The sequence below is a fragment of the Microbacterium sp. Leaf203 genome, from assembly GCF_001421275.1.
GTDB lineage: Bacteria > Actinomycetota > Actinomycetes > Actinomycetales > Microbacteriaceae > Microbacterium > Microbacterium testaceum_A.
In genome coordinates this window covers 72781-93840 of record NZ_LMKF01000001.1, presented here as the reverse complement: position 1 = coordinate 93840, position 21060 = coordinate 72781, and the positions used below count along the sequence as shown (strand labels likewise).

The following is a 21060-nucleotide window of genomic DNA, read 5'->3' as shown; positions in this document are numbered from 1 at the left end:
CCCGTCAGGCGATCGGCCGCACCGTCGCCGGCACGATCGCGAGAGCGAGACGCACGGGGTCACGGTCGCCGAGACGCTGCTCGGGCGCATGCTCGACGACGACGCGACTGCCGTCGCTCGTGAGCACCGTCGAACGACGGACGCTGCCGAGGAAGGTCGACTCCTCGACCACTCCGTCGACGCCGGGGGAGTCGGGTCCGACGAGGAGGACGTTCTCGGGGCGCACGACGACCTCGCAGTGACCGTCGTGCGCGGACTCCGCGAGCGGGAGTTCCTGACCCCACACCTCGACGGTGAGGCCCTCGACGATCCCGGGTACGGCGCTCACCGGTCCGAGGACCTCGGCGACGGCGGTGTCCGCGATCCGGGAGTACACCTCGTCCGGGCAGCCCGCGGCGACGATGCGACCCTGGTCCATGACGACGAGGTGATCGGCGACCGCCGCGGCCTCGGCCGTGTCGCGCGTCGCCCAGAGTGTCGTGACGCCGCGCTCGCGGAGCTCCCGGACGAGTCGGTCTCGCGTCTCGGAGCGAGCCGTCGTGTGAAGGGCCGCGAGGGCGTCGTCGAGGACGAGAGCCCGCGGGTGAGAGGCGAGCGCGCGAGCGAGAGCCCACCGTTGCCGATCGCCGTGCGACAGCCGGTGCACGCTCTTGTCCGCGGTGCCGAGTCCCACGAGGTCCAGCAGTCGATCGGTCTCGCCGTCGGGGTCGACGTCGCCGGCGTGCCGCGAGGCCGCGACGATCGCCGCCCGGACGCGTCCGAACCGCGCCACAGGGGTGCGGTCGCGGACCTCCGGAATGCGGGGTGCCGCGGCGCCCGAGCGTCCTTCGACGAGGACGGTGCCGGCATCCGGTCGTTCCGAACCGCTCACCACGCGCAGCAGGGTCGACGCTCCGCAGCCCGACGGGCCGACGAGGGCGACGATGGTGCCCGGAGCCACCTCGAGATCGATGTCGCGGAGGATCGGCACCCCGGCGCGCTCGCGCGTGACGTGGTGGAGGGTGATGGACCAGCCCGCGCGCGGTCGCTCCCCGGCGGGTGGGGGATCCACGGGGATGACGGCGACCATTCGCCCACGGTAGGAAGGACGCATGACGCACGAACGCCCGGGGGGTGAACCCCGGGCGTCGCTCACTCGAACCTTTTACGGGGCGAGGCGGGTGGGACCGCGGAAGAGGAACGTAACCTCGCGGATCGACGACTCGCCGAGCATCAGCATCAGGATGCGCGCGAGCCCCATACCGAAGCCGCCGTGCGGCGGAGCGCCGAAGCGGAAGAAGTCGAGGTAGAAGTCGAGGTGCTCGGGGTCGAGACCCTTCTCTTTGGCCTGTTCGATCAGCACGTCCACGCGGTGCTCGCGCTGCGCACCCGTGGTGATCTCGACGCCGTTGAAGAGCAGGTCGTACGACTTGGTGAGCCCGGTCTCTTCGTCGCGCATGTGGTAGAAAGCGCGGATCTCGGGGTGGTAGTCCGTGATGAAGACGAAGGGGTGGCCGAAGGTCTCGCGCACGTGCGCGGCGATCTGACGCTCGCCCTCGGGGTCGAGGTCGCCGTCGGTACGGGGGATGTCGTACCCGCGGGCGGCGACGATCTCGCGGGCCTCGGCCAGCGGAATGCGCGGGAACGGAATCGCGGGCACCTCGACCTCGACGCCGAAGAGCTCGCGGATCTCGTCGCCGTGCTTGTCGGCGACCGCCTGGAACGCGGTGTGCAGCAGCTCCTCCTGCATGCGCGCCACGTCTTCGTGCGAATCGATCCAGCTGATCTCGGCGTCGATCGAGGTGAACTCGGTGGCGTGACGACTGGTGAAGGAGGGGTCGGCGCGGAAGGCCGGGGCGATCTCGAAGATCTTGCCGAAGCCGGCGACCTGAGCCATCTGCTTGAAGAACTGCGGGCTCTGCGCGAGGTAGGCCGTCTTGTCCTCGAAGTAGGGCACCTCGAACAGCTCCGCGTTGGACTCCGAGGGGGATGCCATCAGCTTCGGGGAGTGCACCTCGATGTAGTCGCGCTCGACCCAGTAGGTGCGCATGGCGTGCTCGAGCGTGGTCTGCACGCGGAAGATGAGGTTGTTTCGACGCTGGCGAAGGTCGATGAAGCGCCAGTCCATGCGCTTGTCGGGGCTGCTGTCGGCGGCGATGGGGGTCTCGGGGTTGGCCGCGGCCGCGATCTCGAGCTCGCCGACCTTGATCTCGACCCCGCCGAGCTTCACACGCTCATCGTGCTTGAGCTCGCCGCGCACGGTGAGGAACGTGCCGGTCGCGAGGGCGCCGATCGTCTCGGTGAGGGCGAGGGCGGCGGCATCCTGCTCCGTTTCTTCGGAGGGGCGGGTCGCCGGGTTCACGAGCTGAACGGCGCCGGTCTCGTCGCGGAGGACGACGAACTGCACCTTCTTCTGGTCGCGCACGGTTTCGACCCATCCCGACACCTCGACGGGGCCGGCGGGCAGGGACTTCAGCTGGTTGACCAGGACGCGTTCGCTCACGATCGACCAGTCTACGTGCGTGGTCCGCACCGAACCGGGCGCGAACCTACGATGGGGGCGTGACCTTCTCGATGCCGCCCGAGTCGTTCCGGACCCTGCGGCCGGAACCGACGGCGCGCAGGGCCCGCGGATGGGATGTCGCCCTCACCATCGTGCTGCTGGTCCTGCTCCCCCTGCTGGCGCTCGCCGCGTCCTACGCCGGGGTGTTCCTCGTCTACGCCGCGGACGCGTGCGGGTCGGTCACCTGCGACACGGGACTGATGAACATCGGCTTCTGGACCGCGGTCGTCTCGCCCTGGGTCGTGCTGATCATCGGTGTCGTCATCTCCATCGTGCGTCTCGTTCGTCACCGCCTCGCCTTCTGGGTTCCGCTCGTGACCGTCGTGACGATCGCCGCCGTGTGGTTCGTCGCGGCCGCGCTCGTCGGCGCGGGGGTCTCGGCATCCTGATCCGCTCGGGGGCAACCCCCAGGTAGGGCGCGGGTTCGCAACCTACCCTGAGAGCGGGCGTCCGCACCGGGCGGCCGATCACCGAGCGCGAAGGCACCCGATGACCGACACCACCCTCTCTCTCGCCCCGTTGCGGTCGACCTCCGGCTCCGGGGAGGGACAGTCCTGGCTGACGTCGCTCGCGGACTGGACCGTTTCGCTCATGGAGATCATCGGGCCCGTCGGGGCCGGTGTCGCGATCGCCCTCGAGAACCTCTTCCCCCCGCTTCCCAGCGAGGTCGTTCTGCCGATGGCCGGGCTCACCGCCAGTCGCGGCTCCTTCACGTTGTTCGAGGCGCTGCTGTGGACGACGATCGGCTCCGTCGTCGGCGCTTTCATGCTCTATGGTCTCGGCCGCTGGCTCGGAGCGGCGCGGCTGCGCTCGTTCGCCGCGAAGATGCCGCTGCTGCACCCCGAAGACGTCGACCGGACGGTTGCGTGGTTCGAGCGCCACGGCGGCAAGGCCGTGTTCTTCGGGCGGATGATCCCCATCTTCCGCAGTCTCATCTCGATCCCCGCGGGGGTGTCGAAGATGCCGATGTGGCGCTTCGGTCTGCTCACCGGTGCGGGAAGCCTCATCTGGAACACGATCTTCGTGCTGTCGGGCTTCCTGCTGGGCGAGAACTGGCACATCGTCGAGGAGTACGCGTCGATCCTGCAGTACGTGGTCATCGCCGCGGTCGCGATCGGCCTCGCGTGGTTCCTGTACTCGCGCGTCCGATCGCTGCTCGCCTCCAAGCGCGCCGGCGATCGCGACGACGCTCCCGCCGCTCAGCACGACGCCTGAGCGTCGCTCGGTCGGTTATCTCCACGTCGAGGCAACCGGCATCCGGACTCAGTCAGACCACAGAACCCGCCCGTAGACTGGCGTCGTGCCCGCCGACCGCCTTCATCTCGTGCGCCACGGAGAGGTCCACAACCCCCGTCGCGTGCTCTACGGTCGGCTCCCCGGATTCGGCCTGAGCGTCGACGGTCGCCGCATGGCGCGTCAGGCGGCCGAGCACGTGAAGGGTCTCGATCGTCCGGTCTCGGCCCTGGTGGTCTCGCCGCTGCAGCGCACGCGCGAATCGGCGGAGCCGTTCGTGGAGATGTTCGGCGCCGAGCCGTTCATCGACGACCGCGTCATCGAGCCGACCAACGTCTTCGAGGGGCGGCGCATGAAGCAGGCTCTGGCGAACCCGCTCAACTGGCGTCACCTGAGCCGGCCGGCCGTTCCCAGCTGGGGCGAGCCCTACGAGCGGATCGTCGCCCGCATGACGGCCGCGATGACCGATGCCTGGGACCGCGTCCCCTCGGGCGACGTGGTCGTCGTCTCGCACCAACTCCCCATCTGGGTGACTCACCTCGCCCTGTCCCAGCAACCCACCCGCCACGACCCCCGCAAGCGCCGTTGCGCGCTGTCGAGCGTGACGAGCTTCGAACGGCGAGACGGCGCCGACGGCTCGGCGCGCTGGGTCGAGGTGGCGTACGCCGAGCCGGCGAGCACCGCCGGAGCCGTCGATGTAGGAGCCGTCTGATGCGCAGAATCCTCACCGCCGCGGGGTCGATCCTCGCCGCGGCGACCTTGGTCGCCGGGCTGTCGGCCTGCACCGCCGACCCCCTCGCCGACCAGTACCGGGCCGGCGACAACAAGGGCTACATCGCCGCCAACGGATTCCAGACCGACGAGATCGCCCCCGAGAACCGCAAGGAGCCCGTCGACTTCGCGGGCACCCTCGACAACGGCTCCCCGGTGTCGAGCGCCGACTTCGCGGGCAAGGTGCTGGTCGTGAACTTCTGGTACGCCACGTGCGGCCCGTGCATCATCGAGGCCCCGCGCCTCGAGCAGGCCTACCAGACCTTCCAGGGGCAGGACGTGGCCTTCCTCGGCATCAACACGTACGACCAGCCGGCCACGGCCCTGTCGTTCGCGCGCGACCACGGGGTGTCGTACTCCAGCGCCATGGCGGTCGGGGACGCCCAGCTCAAGCTCGCGTTCACCGATGCGGCGCCCTTGAACGCGACCCCCACGACCCTCGTGCTCGACAAGCAGGGGCGCGTCGCCGCTCGCATCGTCGGTGAGCTTCCCGAGGCGTCGATCCTCGAGTCGATCGTGCGCACGCTGGTCGCGGAGAACGCGTGAACCCGGGCGCCCTCGTCTTCGACGGGGCGCTGTGGATCGCCGTTCCCATCGCCCTGGCCGCCGGCCTCATCTCGTTCCTGTCGCCGTGCGTGCTTCCGCTCGTGCCGGGGTACCTCGGCTACATCGGCGGTGCCGTGGCGCCGCGCGGGGGTTCGGCATCCGCCTCCGGCAAGGGCCGCCTGCTCGGCGGGACCCTGTTGTTCATCGCCGGGTTCACCCTCGTGTTCATGGCGATCAACGTCCTCGGAGGAGCGCTCGGCCGTTTCTTCATCGAGTACGCCGACCTCATCACCCGCGTCATGGGCGTCGTCATCATCATCATGGGACTGGTCTTCATCGGTCTCTTCGGTCTCGCTCAGCGTTCGGTGCGGATGCAGTCGCGGGGCAACCTCGGCCTCATCGGGGCCCCGCTGCTGGGCATCGCCCTCGGCATCGGGTGGACGCCGTGCATCGGCCCCACGCTGACCGCGATCATCTCGGTGTCCTACAACCTGGGCGACCCGGGCCGGGCCGCGCTCCTGGGCCTGGCGTACTCGCTGGGTCTCGGCATCCCGTTCCTGCTCCTCGCCCTCGGCTTCGGGTGGGCGACCAAGTCCGTCGCGTTCGTGCGCACGCACATCCGCGTCGTGAACCTCATCGGCGGAGCGCTTCTGATCGTGCTCGGCCTGCTGATGGTGACCGGGTTCTGGGGCCAGTGGATGTCGACCCTGCAGGGGGTGATCGGCAATGTCCAGCTCCCGCTCTGATCGTTCCGACCGAGGTAACACCGTGACCGACCCGCTGCGCCCCTCCGACCACGCCGACTCCACGGCGGACGACATCACGCAGCCGCGCCTCGGGGTGGTCGGCTGGTTGCGATGGGGCTGGCGGCAGCTGACCAGCATGCGCACCGCGCTGGTGCTCCTGCTGCTCCTCGCGATCGCCGCCGTCCCCGGCTCGCTCGTGCCCCAGCGCACCGCCGACCCCAACGGCGTCACGCAGTACTTCACCGACAACCCCGACCTCGCGCCGGTCCTCGACAAGCTCAGCCTGTTCGACGTCTACAGCTCGCCGTGGTTCTCGGCCATCTACCTCCTGCTGTTCATCTCGCTCATCGGGTGCGTCCTCCCGCGGACCAAGCACCACTGGAAGGCCCTGCGCTCGCAGCCCCCGCGCACGCCCGCCCGACTGTCGCGGCTGGACGACCACCGCACCCGCACCATCGAGGTGGACGGCGATGCGGATGCCGTGGCCGCCGCGGCCGTCGAGAGCGCCGCCGCCCAACTGCGCAAGAGCGGTTACCGCGTCGCGCGCTACGACTCGCGCGGCGCCTTCTCGGTCTCGGCGGAGCGCGGCTACCTCCGCGAGACCGGCAACCTGCTCTTCCACGGGGCGCTCGTCGGCGTTCTGATCGCCGTCGGCGTCGGTGGCGGCTTCACCTACACCGGCCAGCGGGTCCTCGTCGAAGGACAGGCCTTCAGCAACAGCCTGCTCGACTACTCGTCGTTCAACCCCGGCCGCTTCGTGGGCGGCGACACCCTCACGCCGTACTCGATGACCCTCGACACCTTCGACGTCACGTACGTGCCGCCGGGACAACCCGGCTCGGGGCAGGCCGGCAACTTCGTCGCGCACGTGACCACCCAGGCCCCGGGCGCCGACCCGCAGGACGGCGAGGTGCGGGTGAACCACCCCCTCGACGTCCAGGGCGACCGCGTCTACCTTCTCGGCAACGGATACGCCCCGACCGTGACGATCCGCGATGCCCAGGGCAACGAGGTGTTCCACGACTCGGTCGCCTTCCTGCCGCAGGATGCCAACATGACCTCGCTCGGCGTCATCAAGGTCGCCGACGGGCTGCCGCAGCAGCTCGGGCTCCTCGGCTTCTTCTACCCGACGATGGACGTGCTCGACTCGGGCGCCCTCACCTCCACCTACGGCGCTCTCGAGTACCCCACGCTCACCCTTCGCGTGTACGAGGGAGACCTCGGCATCGACGACGGAACCCCGCGCTCGGTGTACACGCTCGATCCCTCGGGCATGACCCAGATCGCCGGCGGCGACAGCGGCACCCCGGCTCTGCAGTTGATGCCCGGTCAGACCGAGAACCTGCCGAACGGTCTCGGCACGATCACCTTCGAGAACGAGGCCCCGGCCGGTGCCGTCGGCTACGAGCAGTCCGTCAAGCGTTTCGCCTCGCTGTCGATCCACCGCGACCTCGCCGGCCCCTGGGTGCTGGGCTTCGCCCTCCTCGCCCTGTTCGGTCTGCTCGCCGCGCTCTTCGTCCCCCGTCGCCGCATGTGGGTCAAGGCGACGCCGCGGACCGGCGCCGTCGAGATCGAGTACGCCGGCCTCGCCCGAGGCGAGGATCCGACCCTCGCGGCGGCCGTCGACCAGCTCGTCGACAAGCACAGCGCGACCCTTCCCACCCAGAGCCACCCCGACACCGGAAAAGTAGACTGACACCATGCCCGGAACCGACCCGCTTCTCCTCGACGAGATCTCCCTCCTCCTGGTGTGGACGGCGGTCGCCATCTACGTGCTGGCGTTCTTCGCCTACGCCATCGACCTCGCGCGACGCTCCGACCTCGCCCTGAAGGCGAAAGACGAGGTCGTCGCGCGCGAGCTCGTCACCGCGGGCGGCGGGGGAGTGATCGGCGGATCCGCAGGGTCGTCGGCATCCGGAACCGCTTCCGCCCAGCCGCGTTACCTCTGGGCCCGCCTCGGCACGGTGCTCACCGCGCTGGGCTTCGTGTTCCACCTGGTCGCCACGGTCCTGCGCGGCGTCGCCGCGGGGCGCGTGCCCTGGTCGAACATGTACGAGTTCGCGCTGACCGGTCTGCTGCTGATCATCGCGGTCTACCTCGTCGTGCTGACGCGTTTCGATCTGCGCTTCCTCGGCTCTCTGATGACCGGCCTGGCCGTGCTGCTGCTCGGCGGGGCCACGCTCGCCTTCCACGTCGAGGTCGTGCCGCTCGCCGACCCGCTGAAGTCGGTGTGGCTGGTCGTGCACGTGTTCGTCGCGAGCCTGGCGACGGCCTTGTTCGCTCTGGCCTTCGGGTTGTCGGTCGTTCAGCTCATCCAGACGCGCCGCGAGCGCAAGCTCGCTGAGGCTCCCGCGGACGCCGCGACCACGCGGAGCTTCCTCCGTACGGTGCCGAACGCCGACGCGCTCGAGTCGCTCGCCTACCGCTTCGCGATCGTCGGGTTCATCTTCTGGACCTTCACCCTCATCGCCGGTTCCATCTGGGCGAACGACGCGTGGGGCCGCTTCTGGGGCTTCGACACCAAGGAAGTCTGGACCTTCGTCATCTGGGTGCTCTACGCCGGATACATCCACGCCCGCGCGACCCGCGGCTGGCGCGGCACCCGCTCGGCATGGTTGTCGATCATCGGCTTCACCGCGGTGCTGTTCAACTTCACGATCGTCAACGTCTTCTTCAAGGGGCTGCACGCCTACAGCGGCTTGACCACCTGACAGAGGCCGCAGAGGAGGGTCCGTTCGGCGTGAGCCGGGCGGGCCCTTTCCTGTTGGGGGGTCGGGATGCCGGGGCGTGGGCGGCGGGTGACCGGCGTCGTGGGGTCGCCGCGGGGCGTGGGCTTCGGTGCTCGATGTCGAGGAGGCGCCGTCGGGCGCGGGCTTCGGTGCTCGGTGGCGAGCGGACGCCGCGGGGCGCGGGCGGATACGTCATGCGCGCGGGGTCGTTGCGGGGTGGGACGTGCGCTACGGCGGGGCGCTTCGCGAAACGCCGGGTGCTGCGGTCGTGCTCGTGGCGTGTCGCCAAAAGCGCCCGCCGTTGTGCGCGGGTGGGAGGAGGGCGACGGGATGCCGCGTGCTCGGGGCCCGAGGAGACGTCACGGACCGGCGCGCCTCCGTTCCCTGACACGGGACGTGGACGTTCGCGACCGGGCTCGGGCGGGCGAGAGCGCCCGGGCGCGAAGGCCGCCGCGCGGCTCCGCGCCCGGGCGCGGGAGTCAGGCGGCGATCGCCGCGGCGCGGGCCGAGACGGTCCGGCGACGCACCACGACCAGCGTCGTCACGAGGATCGACAGCACCGCCCACACCACGAGGCCCGCGGCTCCCGCACCCACTCCGCCGGCCGCGGACAGAGCGCCGAGCATCGCCGAATAGGCGGGCGAGGTCGGAAGCAGCGACGCGAAGGCCGCGAGGACCGGCGGCACCGTCGAGACGATGCTCGTCGCGAGCGCGAGGGCCCCGATGATCGCGGAGACCCATCGTCCGGCGCCCCCAAGGAGCGCGACGAGCGCCTGGTTCACGGCGGCGAAGGCGACCCCGGCGAGAAGGCAGATCATCGCGAACACGGCCCAGTCGCCCCAGGCGTAGTCGGATGCCACCTGCACCACGCTCGCGACCAGCAGTCCCTGCACGGCGCCGACGATCGCCGCCGGCGCGAAGCCGCGCAGGGCGACGAGGCCCGAGGGACGGCGGCTGGTCAGCGAGCGGGCCGACACGGCCTGGAACACGACGAACGAGGCGAGGGCGCCGAACCACAGCACCGCCATGGCCAGCAGCGGGACCGCGGCGCCGCCGAAGAGCGAGTCGGTGCCGCCCGTCGCCGAGACGGGGTCTGCGACGACGTCGGCGAGGTTCGTGGCCTGGGCATCGGTGTAGGTGGGGAGCTTCGACACCGCGGTGTCCAGGCCATCGGCGAGGGAGGTGGTGCCGGTCGCGACCTGGCTGACGCCGTCCGCGAGCTGGCCGGCTCCGGTCTCGGCGCCGGAAGCTCCGGATGCCACCTGCTCGGCGCCCGAGGCGAGAGCCGAGGCGCCCGTGCCGAACTGCCGCGCGCCGTCGGCGAGCTTCGTGGCTCCGCCGGCGATGCCGTCCATGCCGCCGGCGATGGTGGTGATGCCCTTCGCCGCGTCGTACCCGCCGTCGGCGAGCTTCTGGTTCGCCTCGGCGATGGCACTGACCCCCGCGGGAAGCTTGGTGGCCTCGGCCGAGAGGCCGCCGATCTGCGTCACGGTCTCTTTCGCCTTCGGCAGGGCCGCGTTGGCGTTGTCGGATGCCGTGCGCAGAGCGGCGCACTGCTCGGGCGTGCCCGTGCACTCGTCGGCCGCTTTCTGCAGGGCGGCTGCAGCGTCGGTCAGTGCGGTGTTGATCTGCGGTGCCGCGTCCGACAGCGCTTGTGCGTCCTGGGCGAAGTTCGGCGGGATCTGCGCGGCGAGGGCGTTGATCTGCTTCGCCAGTTCGGCGTTGCCGTCGGCGAGCTTGGTGACGCCGGCCGCCGCCGAGCGGGTTCCGCCGGCGAGTGCTCCCGCGCCACTCGAAAGCTGGTCGGCGCCGCTGGCGAGCGGACCGGCGCCGGCGGCGAGCTTCGACGCGCCGTCGGCCAGGGCCGTGGCTCCGGACGAGAGCTGCCCGAGGCCGTCGCGCAGCCCGGCCGCTCCGGTGGACGCCTGCGATGCCCCGTCGGCGAGCTGGTGAGCCCCGCTCGCGGCGCTGCCGAGCTGGTCGCTCAGGGTCGTGAAACCGAGGAAGACGTTCTTCAGGTACTGCGACGACAGGGTGCTGCCGTAGACCTGGGAGGCGGTGGATGCCAGTGCCCCGGTGATCGCGCCGTCGACGACGCGGGCGTTGGGCGCCGTCTGCACACCGATCGTCGCCTTCTCGGGAGTCTCGCCCGGTCGGGTCGAGAGCGAGGCTGCGGTGAAATTCTCGGGGATCGTCACGACCGCGGTGTAGGTGCCGTCCTTGAGACCGGCGGCGGCGTCCTCGTCGTTGGAGATGACCCAGTCGATGTTGCTCGGCTGGTCGTCGGCGCCTTTCACGAGGCCGCCGGTGAGCTGTCGCCCGAGGGGGACGAGCTGGCCGTTGAGCTCCACGGCCTTGTCGTCGTTCACGATCGCGGCGGTGATGTTCTCGAGTCGATCGGTGGGCTTGTAGAGCGCACCGACCAGGATGCCGCCGATCACCGCCGGGAGCAGGAGGACGCCGACGAGCGTGAGCCAGGTGACGGGGCGGCGCGAGCGGGAGCGCTCGACGGGGAGAGTCATGCGAACACCTCGGAGAGATCGGCGAAGGTTTCGGGTTCGGGACGATGCCGGCGCGGGGTCGGCAGCGAGAGGGACGACACGTCCGGACGTTGAGCGTCGGCCAGAAGGGCCAGCGCGCGGCGTTCGTCGCGGGCGGACACGATCAGGGTGAACGGCGACGAATCATCGTCGCTGCGCTCGCGCGCCTCGGTGGCGGCCCGGCGGAGCACCTGGGCCACGTCGTCGCTGGTGTCGTCGTCGAGGCGGTCGATGTCCGACACGAACACGACCCGGGTGCCGCGCGATGCGGCGCGGGCGACGTCGGCGGCGGCCTCGGCAGGGTCGTCGAGGAGGGCGACGCCGACACGGGCGCGCACCGCTCCGGCGCGCTCGGGGACGAGCAGCCCGTCCACGCGCAGGCGCCCCTCGATCTGCGACAGGCGGCCCGACAGGGCGAGCAGCAGGGTGCGCGTCGTGCGGGTCTCGCCGGTCACGAGCAGCGTCCCCCCGTACCCGAGGCGCAGCGACACCTCCGAGAACACGGGCTCCTCGGCATCCGTTGCTCCCACCGTGCGCAGATCGTCGGCGGCGATCGCGATCCCGGACTCGGTCGGCCAGTCGGCGAGGCGCACCTCACGTTCGACGGCCTCGCCCTCGACGTCGAGCTTGGGGAGGATCCGGTCGAGCCAGCGCGGCATCCACCAGGCCTTCGCGCCCAGCAGCGCGAGGATCGCGGGCACCAGGGTCATGCGCACGAGGAACGCGTCGACCGCGACGCCGACGGCCAGTCCCAGCGCGATGGGCTTGAGGCTCGAGTCGCCCTCGGGCACGAACGCGACGAAGACCGCGAACATGATGACGGCGGCGGCGACGACAACGCGGGCGGATGCCGAGAAGCCGCTGCGGACGGCGCCGAGCGCCACCTCGCGGGGCGTGCGACCCTCGCGTTCGGCGTGCACGAAGTCTTCGCGCATGCGCGAGACGAGGAACACCTGGTAGTCCATGGCGAGGCCGAAGAGCACGCCCATCACGACGATGGGCATGAAGCTGATGATGGGGCCGACCTTGGCCACGTGTAGGGCGTCGGCGAACCAGCCCCACTCGAACACCGCGGCGACGACGCCGAACGAGGCCGCGACCGACAGCAGGTACCCGCCGGCGGCGGTCAGCGGCACCCAGATCGAGCGGAACACGATCATCAGCAGCACGAGCGAGAGGCCCACCACGAACAGGCCGAACGGCAGCAGGGCGGCGCCGAGCTGGTCGGAGATGTCGATCGTGACGGCGGTGTAGCCGGTGACGAGCAGGTGCACGCCGAACTGGTCGTAGAGGCGGGGCTCGGCCGCGCGGAGCTCGCGCACGAGGTCGGCGGTGCGCGGGTCGTCGGGCGCGGTCTCGGGCACGATCTGCACGATGCCGGTGTCGGCGGTGGCGTTCGGCGTCGCGAGGGCGACCTTCGCGACCCCCGGGATCTTCGCGATCTCGTCGCCGATGCTCGTCATGAGGTTCAGCGGGTCGTTCGAGGTGACGATCGTGCCCGTCATGATGAGGGGTCCGTTGGCGCCGGGGCCGAAGTACTCGTCGGTCAGCTCGTAGGCGACGCGCGCCTCGTCGCCCGGGGGGAGTTGCCCGGCGTTCGGAAGGGTGAGCGCGAGGGACGCGGCCGGGATCGCGGTCACGCCCAGCAGGCCGATCACGGCGACGGAGGTGATGACCGGATGCCGGGTGACAAGACCGACCCAGCGCTTGGCGGGCCCGTTGCGCTGGGCGCGGACGGCCGCGGTGGAGGCGCGGCGCACGCCTTCGGCGGCAGCTTCTTCCGCGGCCGCGGCGTCGTCTTCGGCGGTGGCCGTGCGGGAGCGCTTCTTCTGCTTCTTGTATCCCCAGCCGACGACGCGGTGCCCCGCGAATCCCAGGAACGCGGGGGTGAGCGTGAGCCCCACGCAGACCGCGATCGCCACGGCGACGGAGGCGGCGATGCCCATGGTCGTCAGGAACGGGATGCCGGCGAAGCTCAGGCCGATGAGGGCGATGAGCACCGTGATGCCGGCGAACACGACGGCGGATCCAGCGGTACCGACAGCGCGGGCGGTCGATTCCTCGGGGTCCATTCCCGCGCGCGTCTGGTCTTGATGTCGCGACACGATGAAGAGGGCGTAGTCGATGCCGACCGCCAGACCCAGCATCACCGCCAGCAGGGGAGTGGTCGACGACACGGTCGCGAAGCCCGTCGCGATGAAGATGAGCCCGATCGAGAGGGCGACGCCGAGGATCGCGGTGGCCAGCGGCATCCCGGCCACGAGGAACGAACGGAACGTCACCATGAGCACGAGCGCGGCGATGAGGACGCCGAGCGCCTCGGTGAGCGAGGCGCCGGGGATCTCGGTGGCGAAGAGCTGTCCGCCCAGGATCGCCTGGGATCCGGAGGGCAGGGCGGTGCTGAGCGCCGTGGTGGCGTCGCGGAGGGCGTCCTTGGTGTCGGCGGGCACCGCCGTCGACTCCCCGGCGAACTGGATGCGCACGATCGCCGCGCGCCCGTCGTCGGAGATGCCGCCGGACACGCGGGTGTCGTAGGGGTCGGTGACGGCCTCGACGAAGTCGAGCGTGCCGATGTCGCCGGTCGTCTTCTGGATGGCGTCCTGGTAGCTCTGGTCGCGAACGCTCGACCCGTCCGCGGAGACGACGATGATCTCGGCGCTCGCTCCACTCACCTGGGGGAAGGTGCGCCCGAGCATCTCGAGGCCGGCCTGCGACTCGGTGCCCGGGATCGAGAAGGTGTTGTCCGTCCCCTTCGCGAACACCGCGACTCCGCCGCCGGCGATCACGAGGATGAGGAGCCAGCCGGTCAGAACGCGCCAGGGGTGGCGGAACGACCAGCGACCCAGGGTGTAGAGGAATGTCGACACGGCTGCTCCCACGATCGGTGAACGAGTCGATACATCACCGTATCGGATACATCAATGTATCGTAGACCTCGAGGGTGCGACTGAAGCTGGACGTCCACCCAGAACAGGAGACGCGGATGACCGACACCGCACCCGCCCCCTCACGACGGCGCGAGAACACCCGGACGCGCCTCATGGACGCCGCCGCGGAGATGTTCGCCGAGGTCGGCATCGACGCGGCCTCGGTCGAGGCGATCTGCGACCGCGCCGGGTTCACGCGCGGCGCGTTCTACTCGAACTTCGGCTCGAAGGAAGAACTCTTCCTCGCCCTCTGCGCCCGCTCCGCCGAGACCACGATCGCCGCTGTCCGCGACCGGGTCACCTCGATCGAGGACCGCGGACTGGATGCCACGGGCGAAGTCCTCCATCTCGTCCAAGAAGTACTCGAGGTCGCGGGCGAGGACCGCCTCGACGTCCTCCTCGGCGCCGAGACCCGCGTGCAGGCCCTGCGCAACCCCGAGTTCGCGGCGGCCTACCTCTCATCGAACGGCGCCCTGTGCGACAGCGTCACGCAGCTCGTGCGCGACATCGCCGACGCGCGGGGGCTGACTCTGCGACTGCCCGCGGACGCCGCGACGGAGCTTCTGCTGTCCGCCTGGATCTCGGCATCCGAGACCGCCGTCATGACGGGAACGTCACCCTCCGACGCGCGCGGTCAGCTGGGCGAGCGGCTCGCTCAGATCGTGCGACTCATCCTCGAGTGATCTCGAGAGCGGCGTAGCACCGCCGCAGCCGGTCCAGCCACCACTCCCGTCGATCGTCCGTCGCCGCCACCCGATCGAGGTCGGACACCGAGGGGCGGGGGCGCTCGAGCGGCAGCATTCCGCCGCGGGCCACGAGGGGGGATCCCACGACATCGACCGTGAACAGCGAGGCGGTGCCGAGTCCGCAGTCGTAGTCGAGGTCGGGCAGCGCCGCCGCCAGCGCCACCCCCATCGACAGGCCGATCGAGGTGTCCAGGGCGCTGGAGACGACGGCGGGCAGTCCCGCCTGCGCGACGATCTCTCGCGCCGCGTGGACGCCGCCGAGGGGCTGAGCCTTGATGACGAGCAGATCGGCGGCACCCGCACGCGCCACACGCAGGGGGTCGGCGGCCTTGCGGACGCTCTCGTCGGCCGCGATCGGGATGTCGAGATAGTCGATCCGCTCGCGCAGCTCGGCGAGCTCGTCGATCTCGGCGCAGGGCTGCTCGACGTACTCGAGGTCGAACTCGGCGAGGGCGTGGACCGCTCGCTCGGCCTCGTCGACGTTCCACGCACCGTTCGCGTCGACGCGCACCCGTCCCTCGGGCCCCATCGCCTCGCGGACCGCTCGGACGCGCGCCACGTCCGCGGCGAGCGTCTGGCCCGCCTCGGCGACCTTGACCTTGACCGTGCGGCATCCGTCATACCGGGCGAGGATCCTCGGCACTTCGGATGCCGCGACCGCGGGCATCGTCGCATTCACGGCGACGCGGTCGCGCACGGCCGGCGGTGACGGACGCCACCCGAAGTCGATGGCCCCGGCGAGCCAGGTCGCGGCTTCCGCATCGGCGTACTCGACGAACGGCGAAAACTCCGTCCACCCCTCGGGGCCCTCGAACACGAGCGCCTCTCGTGTCTCGATCCCCCGGAAGCGGGCGGCGAGCGGGAGGGAGACGACGCGCGCCGAGTCGAGGATCTCGGCGAGCGAGGGGAGGGCGACGGGGCTCATGCCCTCATCCTGCCGCTCAGCGCGGCCCGCCGCCGCCGAACCCGCCGAGCCAGAACGTCTGACGTTCGACGGTGTAGGAGGAGAGGTCGGGGGTGGACTCGAGCGACTCCTTCGCCGCCTCGGACTGTTCGTGGGTGCGTCGCGGGCCGAACAGGTAATCGCGCAGTCGCGCGAGCTTCGACATCTTCTTCGTCATGCTGACTCCGATCGTCGGGGCCTTCCCACGCTACGCGGCACCGAGCGGAGAATCCACCCGCCCGGGTGTCGGAGGGCGGGCATAGGCTGACGCCATGCTCTTCGATACCCCCGTCCGGCTCGGCGTGCAGATCCAGCCGCAGCACGTGCAGTACTCCGACATCCGCGACGCCGTCCTCCGTCTCGAAGAGATGGGCGTCGACGTCCTGTTCAACTGGGACCACTTCTATCCCCTCTACGGTGACCCCGAGGGTGAGCACTTCGAGTCGTGGACCATGCTCTCCGCCTGGGCCGAGCAGACCGAGCGCGTCGAGTTCGGCGCCCTCGTCAACTGCAACAGCTACCGCAATCCCGACCTGCAGGCGGACATGGCCCGCACCGTCGACCACATCAGCAAGAAGGGCGGCGACACGGGTCGCTTCATCTTCGGCACGGGATCGGGATGGTTCCAGCGCGATTACGACGAGTACGGCTACGACTTCGGCACCGCCGGTTCGCGGCTCAACGCTCTGGCGACCGATCTCGACCGGGTCGTCGCGCGCTGGGGCAAGCTCAACCCGGCGCCCACCCGCAAGATCCCCGTCATGATCGGCGGCAAGGGGGAGCAGAAGACCCTGCGCATCGTCGCTCGTCACGCCGACATCTGGCACAGCTTCGTCACCCCCGACGAACTGCCGCACAAGTTTGGTGTGATCGAGAAGTGGGCCGAGGCAGAGCAGCGCGACCTGTCGGGCCTCGTCGTCTCGAACGAGCTCAAGGACCGAGACGAAGACGTGGCCGACGCCCTGTTCGACGCCGGAACCCGCCTTTTCACGCTCGGCTTCTCAGGTCCCGAGTGGGACTACTCGCTCGTCGAGCGCTGGCTGCGGTGGCGCGACAGCAAGAACGCGTGAACGGGGCGGCGCCCCGAGGATCTCGGGGCGCCGCCCGCTGTCACGGCTTGAACTGCGCGCCGCCGGACGTGCCCGTCCAGGTCTTCGCGGCCTCGCCGTTGTAGAACGCGGTCTCGCTCTGGTGGTTCATCGACCGCCGCGCGTCCTCGGACTGGTCGTGTGCGGGCGCCCCGAGGAAGTACTCGCGGATGCGGCCCAGGATCGACACTTTCTTCGTCATGCTGACTCCGATCGTCGGGGTCGTCCAGGCTACGGGGCATGGCGGCGGTCGTCCACCGCCTTCATGCCTGCTCTCGCGGCGACCCCCACGCGTAGGCTGAACGGGTGACCGTCTCCGAGCTCTTCGACCCCGCGGAATGGACCCTGGCGCCCGGCGCCGAGGACTACACCGACATCACCGCCCACGTCACGCACGACGGTCGGGTCGCGCGTATCGCCTTCGATCGTCCCGAGGTGCGAAACGCGTTCCGCCCGCACACGGTCGACGAGCTGTACCGCGCCCTCGACATCGCGCGCCAGGATCACCGCATCGGCGTCGTCCTGCTCACCGGCAACGGCCCGAGCCCCAAGGACGGCGGCTGGGCGTTCTGCTCCGGTGGCGACCAGCGCATCCGCGGCCGCGACGGCTACAAGTACTCCGAAGACGAGTCGACCGTGCACGATCCCGGTCGCGCGGGGCGCCTGCACATCCTCGAGGTGCAGCGGCTCATCCGGTTCATGCCGAAGGTCGTCATCGCGGTCGTCCCGGGGTGGGCGGCGGGTGGCGGGCACTCGCTCAACGTCGTGTGCGATCTCTCCATCGCGAGCGCCGAACACGGTCGTTTCAAGCAGACGGATGCCGACGTGGGCTCGTTCGACGCCGGGTACGGTTCCGCGTACTTCGCGCGCCAGATCGGCCAGAAGTTCGCGCGCGAGATCTTCTTCCTCGCCGAGGAGTACTCCGCCGAGCGCGCGTACGAGATGGGCGCGGTCAACCGCGTCGTGCCGCACGCCGAGCTCGAGCGCGAGGCCCTCTCGATGGCGCGCACCATCCTGACGAAATCGCCGACCGCGATCCGCATGCTCAAGTACGCCTTCAACGCCGTCGACGACGGTCTCGTCGGCCAGCAGTTGTTCGCCGGCGAGGCGACGCGCCTCGCCTACGGCACCGACGAAGCGGCCGAGGGGCGCGACTCGTTCCTCGAGAAGCGCGACCCCGACTGGTCCGACGTCCCGTGGCACTACTGAGCACCGGGTCGCGCGCGTGAAGCTCGAGCCGGCGGCATCCGACGATCCGCGCGACGTGCTGCGCGCTCTGCGTGCGGCCGTCCTCGGCGCCGGTCCCGCCGTGGCGCTCGGCGGCTCGGACCTCGCCGGTGAGGTCCCCCCGGGAACGGCGGCGGTGGTCACGACTTCGGGGTCGACGGGTGTGCCCAAGTCGGTCGTGATCAGTCGCAACGCCCTCATCGCGAGTGCGTACGCCACGGCGGCGCGCATCGGCCAGGGCGCGTGGCTGCTCGCGGTCCCCGCCACCTACGTCGCCGGGGTGCAGGTGATCGTGCGGGCACTCCTGGCCGATCGAGAACCCGCCGTCGTCGCGGGCCCGTTCCGCGCCGAGCCGTTCGCCGCTGCGGCCCTCGGCATGGCGTCGCACGTCGACGGTGCCCGCGTCCCGAGCTACACCTCGCTCGTCCCCGCGCAGCTGCAGAGACTTCTGGATGCCGCCGATAACGACGCCACCGTGGCGCAGGCCCTGCGTTCGTTCGAGGCCATCCTGATCGGAGGGCAAGCGCTGGCCCCGTCGGTGCGAGAGCGAGCGGAGGCGGCGGGAGCACGGATCGTGCGCACCTACGGCTCGAGCGAGACCAGCGGCGGGTGCGTCTACGACGGCGTCCCGCTCGACGGCGTGGGCGTCGCGATCGTCGACGGCGAGGTGCGCCTGTCGGGACCGACGCTCGCCGAGGGCTACCTCGGCGACCCCGAGCGCACGGCATCCGTCTTCCCCTCCGATGCGGCCGGCACTCGGTGGTACCGCACGGGTGACGGGGGAGAGATTGTCGGCGGCGTGCTCAACGTCACCGGTCGCCTCGACAACGTCATCGTCTCGGGAGGGGTGAACGTCTCGCTCGACCGGGTCGAAGCGGCCGTGCGCGGCATCCCGGGCTTGGAATCCGCCGTCGTCGTGCCGATCCCGGACACGGACTGGGGCCAGGGGTCCGCCGTGGTGGTGCCCGGAATCGAACCGTCCCGAGAGCGCGAGGTGCTCGCCGCGGTGCGCGAGGTCGTCGGTGCGGCGGTCGGGGCCCCGGCACGACCGGCCCGCGTGATCGCGATCGCCGAGGTGCCCACCCTGCGCTCGGGCAAACCCGATCGGGCGACGCTGCGTCGACTCGTCGGCGAGGGCTCGCCGGACCCGCGGGATTAGACTGACCCCTCGTGGCAGCACAGTCTCGCAAGCGTCCGAACACCGCCAAGAAGCGTCATCAGGGCGGCAACCCGCAGAAGGCGAAGAGCGGTGCGCCGCAGGCGGTCACGCCCGCCACCGCGCGGGACTGGATCGCCGCCGCGCGCCTGCGCACGCTGCCGCTCGCCATCACCCCCGTACTCATCGGTACGGGGGCTGCGACCCTCGTCGACGACCAGGTGCACGGGGTGATCGCCCTCGCGTGTCTCGCCGTCGCCTTCGCGCTGCAGATCGGCGTCAACTACGCCAACGACTACTCCGACGGCATCCGCGGCACCGATGACGTGCGCGTCGGCCCGGGGCGCCTCACCGGCGGCAAGAAGGCGAAGCCGCGGACCGTGCTGATCGTCGCGCTGTCGTTCTTCGCTCTCGCCGCGGTGATCGGGCTCGCCCTGGTGATCCGCACGGGGCAGTGGTGGCTTCTCCTCGTCGGCGCCGTGTGCATCGTCGCGGCCTGGTTCTACACCGGCGGCAAGCGTCCCTACGGCTACAACGCGATGGGCGAGATCTTCGTCTTCGTGTTCTTCGGCCTGGTCGCCACCCTCGGCACGACCTGGCTGCAGGTGCTGTCTCTGCCGCAAGAGGCGTGGTTCGGGGCGGTCGCCGCGGGGCTCCTCGCCTGCGCGGTGCTGCTGGCGAACAATCTGCGCGACATCGACCAGGACCGTCTCGCGGGAAAGCGCACCCTCTCGGTTCTCATCGGCCGTCGCGCGACCCAGGTGCTGTTCACGGTCTTCGTGCTCGCACCCTTCGCGATCGCCGCGTTCCTCGCCCTGGTCTACCCGCTGGCCTGGCTCGAGGGGATCCCGCTGCTCGGCGGGCTCGCCGCGATCCTCATCGTGTGGACCTACCGCGCCCCGCGCGAGCTGATCACCGCGCTCCAGGTGACGAGCTTCACCTCGGTGGCGTACGGCGCGGTCCTCTTCGCGGCGTTCGCGGTCTGACCCGCGCACGATCGGCGCCCGGGCTCAGGCGCGCGGAGCCTCGGGCGTCGCGTCCGGACCGTCGGTGCGCGTGGCATCCACCACCGCATCCTCGGCGTCGGCGTCGGTCTCGGCGCCCGTCCGGCGACCGGTCGTCGCGCGCTGCGCACGACGCTCGGCGAGACCGCCGGTGACCTTGGCGAGCGGGCGGCGCAGGAACAGCGTCGACAGGCTCAGCCCGATGAGGGCGGCGAAGATCGCTGCGAGCCACGGCAGCTCCTGGAAAACCGGGAACAGCAGCAGGATGCCGAGGGGCACGAGGAAGGCGAGCAGACGCAGCACCGTGTAGACGAGGGCCGAACGTGCACGCATGCCCCCAGTCTACGGCGGGCACCCACGGCCCCGATCCGGGTCGTTCGACGGCGGAAGACCGTGCGCCCACTCCGGGCCGCTGTCCAGCCGACGCACGTAGAATCAGGTCATGGCACGGTTGCTTCTCATCCTGGCGCTCGTGGCGACCGTCTTCTGGGTCTACACGATCGTGGACTGCGCCGTGCAGAGCCCCTCTCGTCACCGCGGCGTCAACAAGCCCGCGTGGATGGCGATCGTGATCCTCCTGCCCGTGCTCGGCGGCATCCTGTGGTTCGCCATCGGCCGAGGGCGCGCCACGCAGACGGTCGTTCGACGGGCTCCCGACGACGACCCTGAGTTCCTCGGCCGCATGACCGCCTCGGCGCGCGCCGACCAGGACGAGCGGATCCGTCGCCTCGAAGAAGAGCTGGCGCAGCTCGACTCCGAGGCCGAAGATCCCCAGCTTCCTCAGAAGACGACCGATCCGGGCGACACCCCCGGCAAGGGCGACGACGACACCCGCGACCAGCGCGGCGCCGTCGGCTGACCC

General features: G+C 70.7%; 21 protein-coding genes. 13 read left to right on the top strand and 8 right to left on the bottom strand.

Going from position 1 to position 21060, the window contains the following annotated elements:
• Positions 1-4: 4 nt before the first annotated feature.
• Entirely contained in the window at positions 5-1069 is a 1065-nt protein-coding gene (locus ASE56_RS00480; protein WP_056223995.1) for an ABC transporter ATP-binding protein, read from the bottom strand.
• 75 nt (positions 1070-1144) lie between these two features.
• Positions 1145-2482 carry an aspartate--tRNA(Asn) ligase gene (aspS, locus tag ASE56_RS00475; protein ID WP_056224215.1) on the bottom strand — a complete coding sequence of 446 codons (1338 nt, stop codon included), beginning with the start codon at positions 2480-2482 and terminating at the stop codon, positions 1145-1147.
• Positions 2483-2541: 59 nt separating this feature from the next.
• Here aspS and ASE56_RS00470 point away from each other — a divergent pair, with 59 nt between their 5' ends.
• From ASE56_RS00470 to ccsB, 7 genes are all read left to right on the top strand, one after another.
• Entirely contained in the window at positions 2542-2931 is a 390-nt protein-coding gene (locus ASE56_RS00470) for a DUF6264 family protein (RefSeq protein ID WP_056223993.1), read from the top strand.
• Positions 2932-3031: 100 nt separating this feature from the next.
• Entirely contained in the window at positions 3032-3757 is a 726-nt protein-coding gene (locus tag ASE56_RS00465) for a DedA family protein (RefSeq protein ID WP_056223991.1), read from the top strand.
• An 85-nt stretch (positions 3758-3842) separates the two neighbouring features.
• Positions 3843-4487, top strand: coding sequence for a histidine phosphatase family protein (locus ASE56_RS00460; protein ID WP_056223989.1), 645 nt, complete (start codon positions 3843-3845; stop codon positions 4485-4487).
• Entirely contained in the window at positions 4487-5092 is a 606-nt protein-coding gene (locus ASE56_RS00455) for a TlpA disulfide reductase family protein (RefSeq protein ID WP_056223987.1), read from the top strand. The genes ASE56_RS00460 and ASE56_RS00455 overlap by 1 nt, the downstream gene beginning before the upstream one ends.
• The gene (locus tag ASE56_RS00450; RefSeq protein ID WP_056223985.1) at positions 5089-5838 is read left to right on the top strand and encodes a cytochrome c biogenesis CcdA family protein; all 750 of its coding nucleotides are present in this window, start codon (positions 5089-5091) and stop codon (positions 5836-5838) included. Before ASE56_RS00455 ends, ASE56_RS00450 begins: the two co-directional genes overlap by 4 nt.
• A complete protein-coding gene (locus ASE56_RS00445) occupies positions 5819-7534 on the top strand; it encodes a cytochrome c biogenesis protein ResB (RefSeq protein ID WP_056223983.1) in 1716 nt (571 codons plus the stop codon). The genes ASE56_RS00450 and ASE56_RS00445 overlap by 20 nt, the downstream gene beginning before the upstream one ends.
• Before the next feature lie 4 nt (positions 7535-7538).
• Entirely contained in the window at positions 7539-8549 is a 1011-nt protein-coding gene (ccsB, locus tag ASE56_RS00440; protein WP_056223981.1) for a c-type cytochrome biogenesis protein CcsB, read from the top strand.
• Between the two features lie 497 nt (positions 8550-9046).
• Here ccsB and ASE56_RS00435 read toward each other — a convergent pair whose 3' ends face one another.
• Both ASE56_RS00435 and ASE56_RS00430 read right to left on the bottom strand, forming a co-directional pair.
• Complete coding sequence (locus tag ASE56_RS00435) at positions 9047-11089, bottom strand: YhgE/Pip domain-containing protein (RefSeq protein ID WP_056223979.1); 2043 nt, start codon at positions 11087-11089, stop codon at positions 9047-9049.
• Positions 11086-13974 (bottom strand): MMPL family transporter, encoded by a 2889-nt coding sequence (locus tag ASE56_RS00430; RefSeq protein ID WP_056223976.1) that lies wholly within the window; start codon positions 13972-13974, stop codon positions 11086-11088. Before ASE56_RS00430 ends, ASE56_RS00435 begins: the two co-directional genes overlap by 4 nt.
• A gap of 116 nt (positions 13975-14090) precedes the next feature.
• On the opposite strand from ASE56_RS00430, the gene ASE56_RS00425 reads away from it, so the two are divergent.
• A complete protein-coding gene (locus tag ASE56_RS00425; RefSeq protein ID WP_056223974.1) occupies positions 14091-14717 on the top strand; it encodes a TetR/AcrR family transcriptional regulator in 627 nt (208 codons plus the stop codon).
• Here the strand turns inward: ASE56_RS00425 and ASE56_RS00420 are convergent.
• Positions 14704-15705 (bottom strand): o-succinylbenzoate synthase, encoded by a 1002-nt coding sequence (locus ASE56_RS00420; RefSeq protein WP_056223972.1) that lies wholly within the window; start codon positions 15703-15705, stop codon positions 14704-14706. The genes ASE56_RS00425 and ASE56_RS00420 overlap by 14 nt on opposite strands.
• Positions 15706-15721: 16 nt before the next feature.
• Positions 15722-15901 carry a hypothetical protein gene (locus tag ASE56_RS00415; protein ID WP_056223970.1) on the bottom strand — a complete coding sequence of 60 codons (180 nt, stop codon included), beginning with the start codon at positions 15899-15901 and terminating at the stop codon, positions 15722-15724.
• A 94-nt stretch (positions 15902-15995) separates the two neighbouring features.
• Here ASE56_RS00415 and ASE56_RS00410 point away from each other — a divergent pair, with 94 nt between their 5' ends.
• Positions 15996-16793 (top strand): LLM class F420-dependent oxidoreductase, encoded by a 798-nt coding sequence (locus tag ASE56_RS00410; RefSeq protein ID WP_056223968.1) that lies wholly within the window; start codon positions 15996-15998, stop codon positions 16791-16793.
• Between the two features lie 40 nt (positions 16794-16833).
• On the opposite strand, the gene ASE56_RS00405 is transcribed toward ASE56_RS00410, so the two are convergent.
• Positions 16834-17013, bottom strand: a complete 180-nt coding sequence (locus ASE56_RS00405) for a hypothetical protein (RefSeq protein WP_056223965.1) — start codon at positions 17011-17013, stop codon at positions 16834-16836.
• A gap of 104 nt (positions 17014-17117) precedes the next feature.
• Here ASE56_RS00405 and ASE56_RS00400 point away from each other — a divergent pair, with 104 nt between their 5' ends.
• Genes ASE56_RS00400 through ASE56_RS00390 form a run of 3 tightly spaced genes read left to right on the top strand, consistent with a single transcriptional unit; the run spans position 17118 to position 20180 of the window.
• Entirely contained in the window at positions 17118-18020 is a 903-nt protein-coding gene (locus tag ASE56_RS00400; RefSeq protein WP_056223963.1) for a 1,4-dihydroxy-2-naphthoyl-CoA synthase, read from the top strand.
• 16 nt (positions 18021-18036) lie between these two features.
• Entirely contained in the window at positions 18037-19197 is a 1161-nt protein-coding gene (locus tag ASE56_RS00395; RefSeq protein WP_056223961.1) for an AMP-binding protein, read from the top strand.
• 11 nt (positions 19198-19208) lie between these two features.
• Positions 19209-20180 (top strand): 1,4-dihydroxy-2-naphthoate polyprenyltransferase, encoded by a 972-nt coding sequence (locus ASE56_RS00390; protein WP_056223959.1) that lies wholly within the window; start codon positions 19209-19211, stop codon positions 20178-20180.
• Positions 20181-20204: 24 nt separating this feature from the next.
• Here ASE56_RS00390 and ASE56_RS00385 read toward each other — a convergent pair whose 3' ends face one another.
• Positions 20205-20531, bottom strand: coding sequence for a DUF4229 domain-containing protein (locus tag ASE56_RS00385; RefSeq protein ID WP_056223956.1), 327 nt, complete (start codon positions 20529-20531; stop codon positions 20205-20207).
• A gap of 109 nt (positions 20532-20640) precedes the next feature.
• On the opposite strand from ASE56_RS00385, the gene ASE56_RS00380 reads away from it, so the two are divergent.
• On the top strand, positions 20641-21057 hold the full coding sequence (locus tag ASE56_RS00380; RefSeq protein WP_056223954.1) for a PLDc N-terminal domain-containing protein: 417 nt from the start codon (positions 20641-20643) through the stop codon (positions 21055-21057).
• Positions 21058-21060: the final 3 nt, after the last annotated feature.

Bases quoted from the DNA above. Each gene is read 5' to 3' on its own strand.
- ASE56_RS00480 (WP_056223995.1), bottom strand. From the start codon at position 1,069: ATGGTCGCCGTCATCCCCGTGGATCCCCCACCCGCCGGGGAGCGACCG.
- ASE56_RS00465 (WP_056223991.1), top strand. From the start codon at position 3,032: ATGACCGACACCACCCTCTCTCTCGCCCCGTTGCGGTCGACCTCCGGC.
- ASE56_RS00455 (WP_056223987.1), top strand. From the start codon at position 4,487: ATGCGCAGAATCCTCACCGCCGCGGGGTCGATCCTCGCCGCGGCGACC.
- ASE56_RS00445 (WP_056223983.1), top strand. From the start codon at position 5,819: ATGTCCAGCTCCCGCTCTGATCGTTCCGACCGAGGTAACACCGTGACC.
- ccsB (WP_056223981.1), top strand. From the start codon at position 7,539: ATGCCCGGAACCGACCCGCTTCTCCTCGACGAGATCTCCCTCCTCCTG.
- ASE56_RS00435 (WP_056223979.1), bottom strand. From the start codon at position 11,089: ATGACTCTCCCCGTCGAGCGCTCCCGCTCGCGCCGCCCCGTCACCTGG.
- ASE56_RS00425 (WP_056223974.1), top strand. From the start codon at position 14,091: ATGACCGACACCGCACCCGCCCCCTCACGACGGCGCGAGAACACCCGG.
- ASE56_RS00420 (WP_056223972.1), bottom strand. From the start codon at position 15,705: ATGAGCCCCGTCGCCCTCCCCTCGCTCGCCGAGATCCTCGACTCGGCG.
- ASE56_RS00415 (WP_056223970.1), bottom strand. From the start codon at position 15,901: ATGACGAAGAAGATGTCGAAGCTCGCGCGACTGCGCGATTACCTGTTC.
- ASE56_RS00410 (WP_056223968.1), top strand. From the start codon at position 15,996: ATGCTCTTCGATACCCCCGTCCGGCTCGGCGTGCAGATCCAGCCGCAG.
- ASE56_RS00405 (WP_056223965.1), bottom strand. From the start codon at position 17,013: ATGACGAAGAAAGTGTCGATCCTGGGCCGCATCCGCGAGTACTTCCTC.
- ASE56_RS00385 (WP_056223956.1), bottom strand. From the start codon at position 20,531: ATGCGTGCACGTTCGGCCCTCGTCTACACGGTGCTGCGTCTGCTCGCC.
- ASE56_RS00380 (WP_056223954.1), top strand. From the start codon at position 20,641: ATGGCACGGTTGCTTCTCATCCTGGCGCTCGTGGCGACCGTCTTCTGG.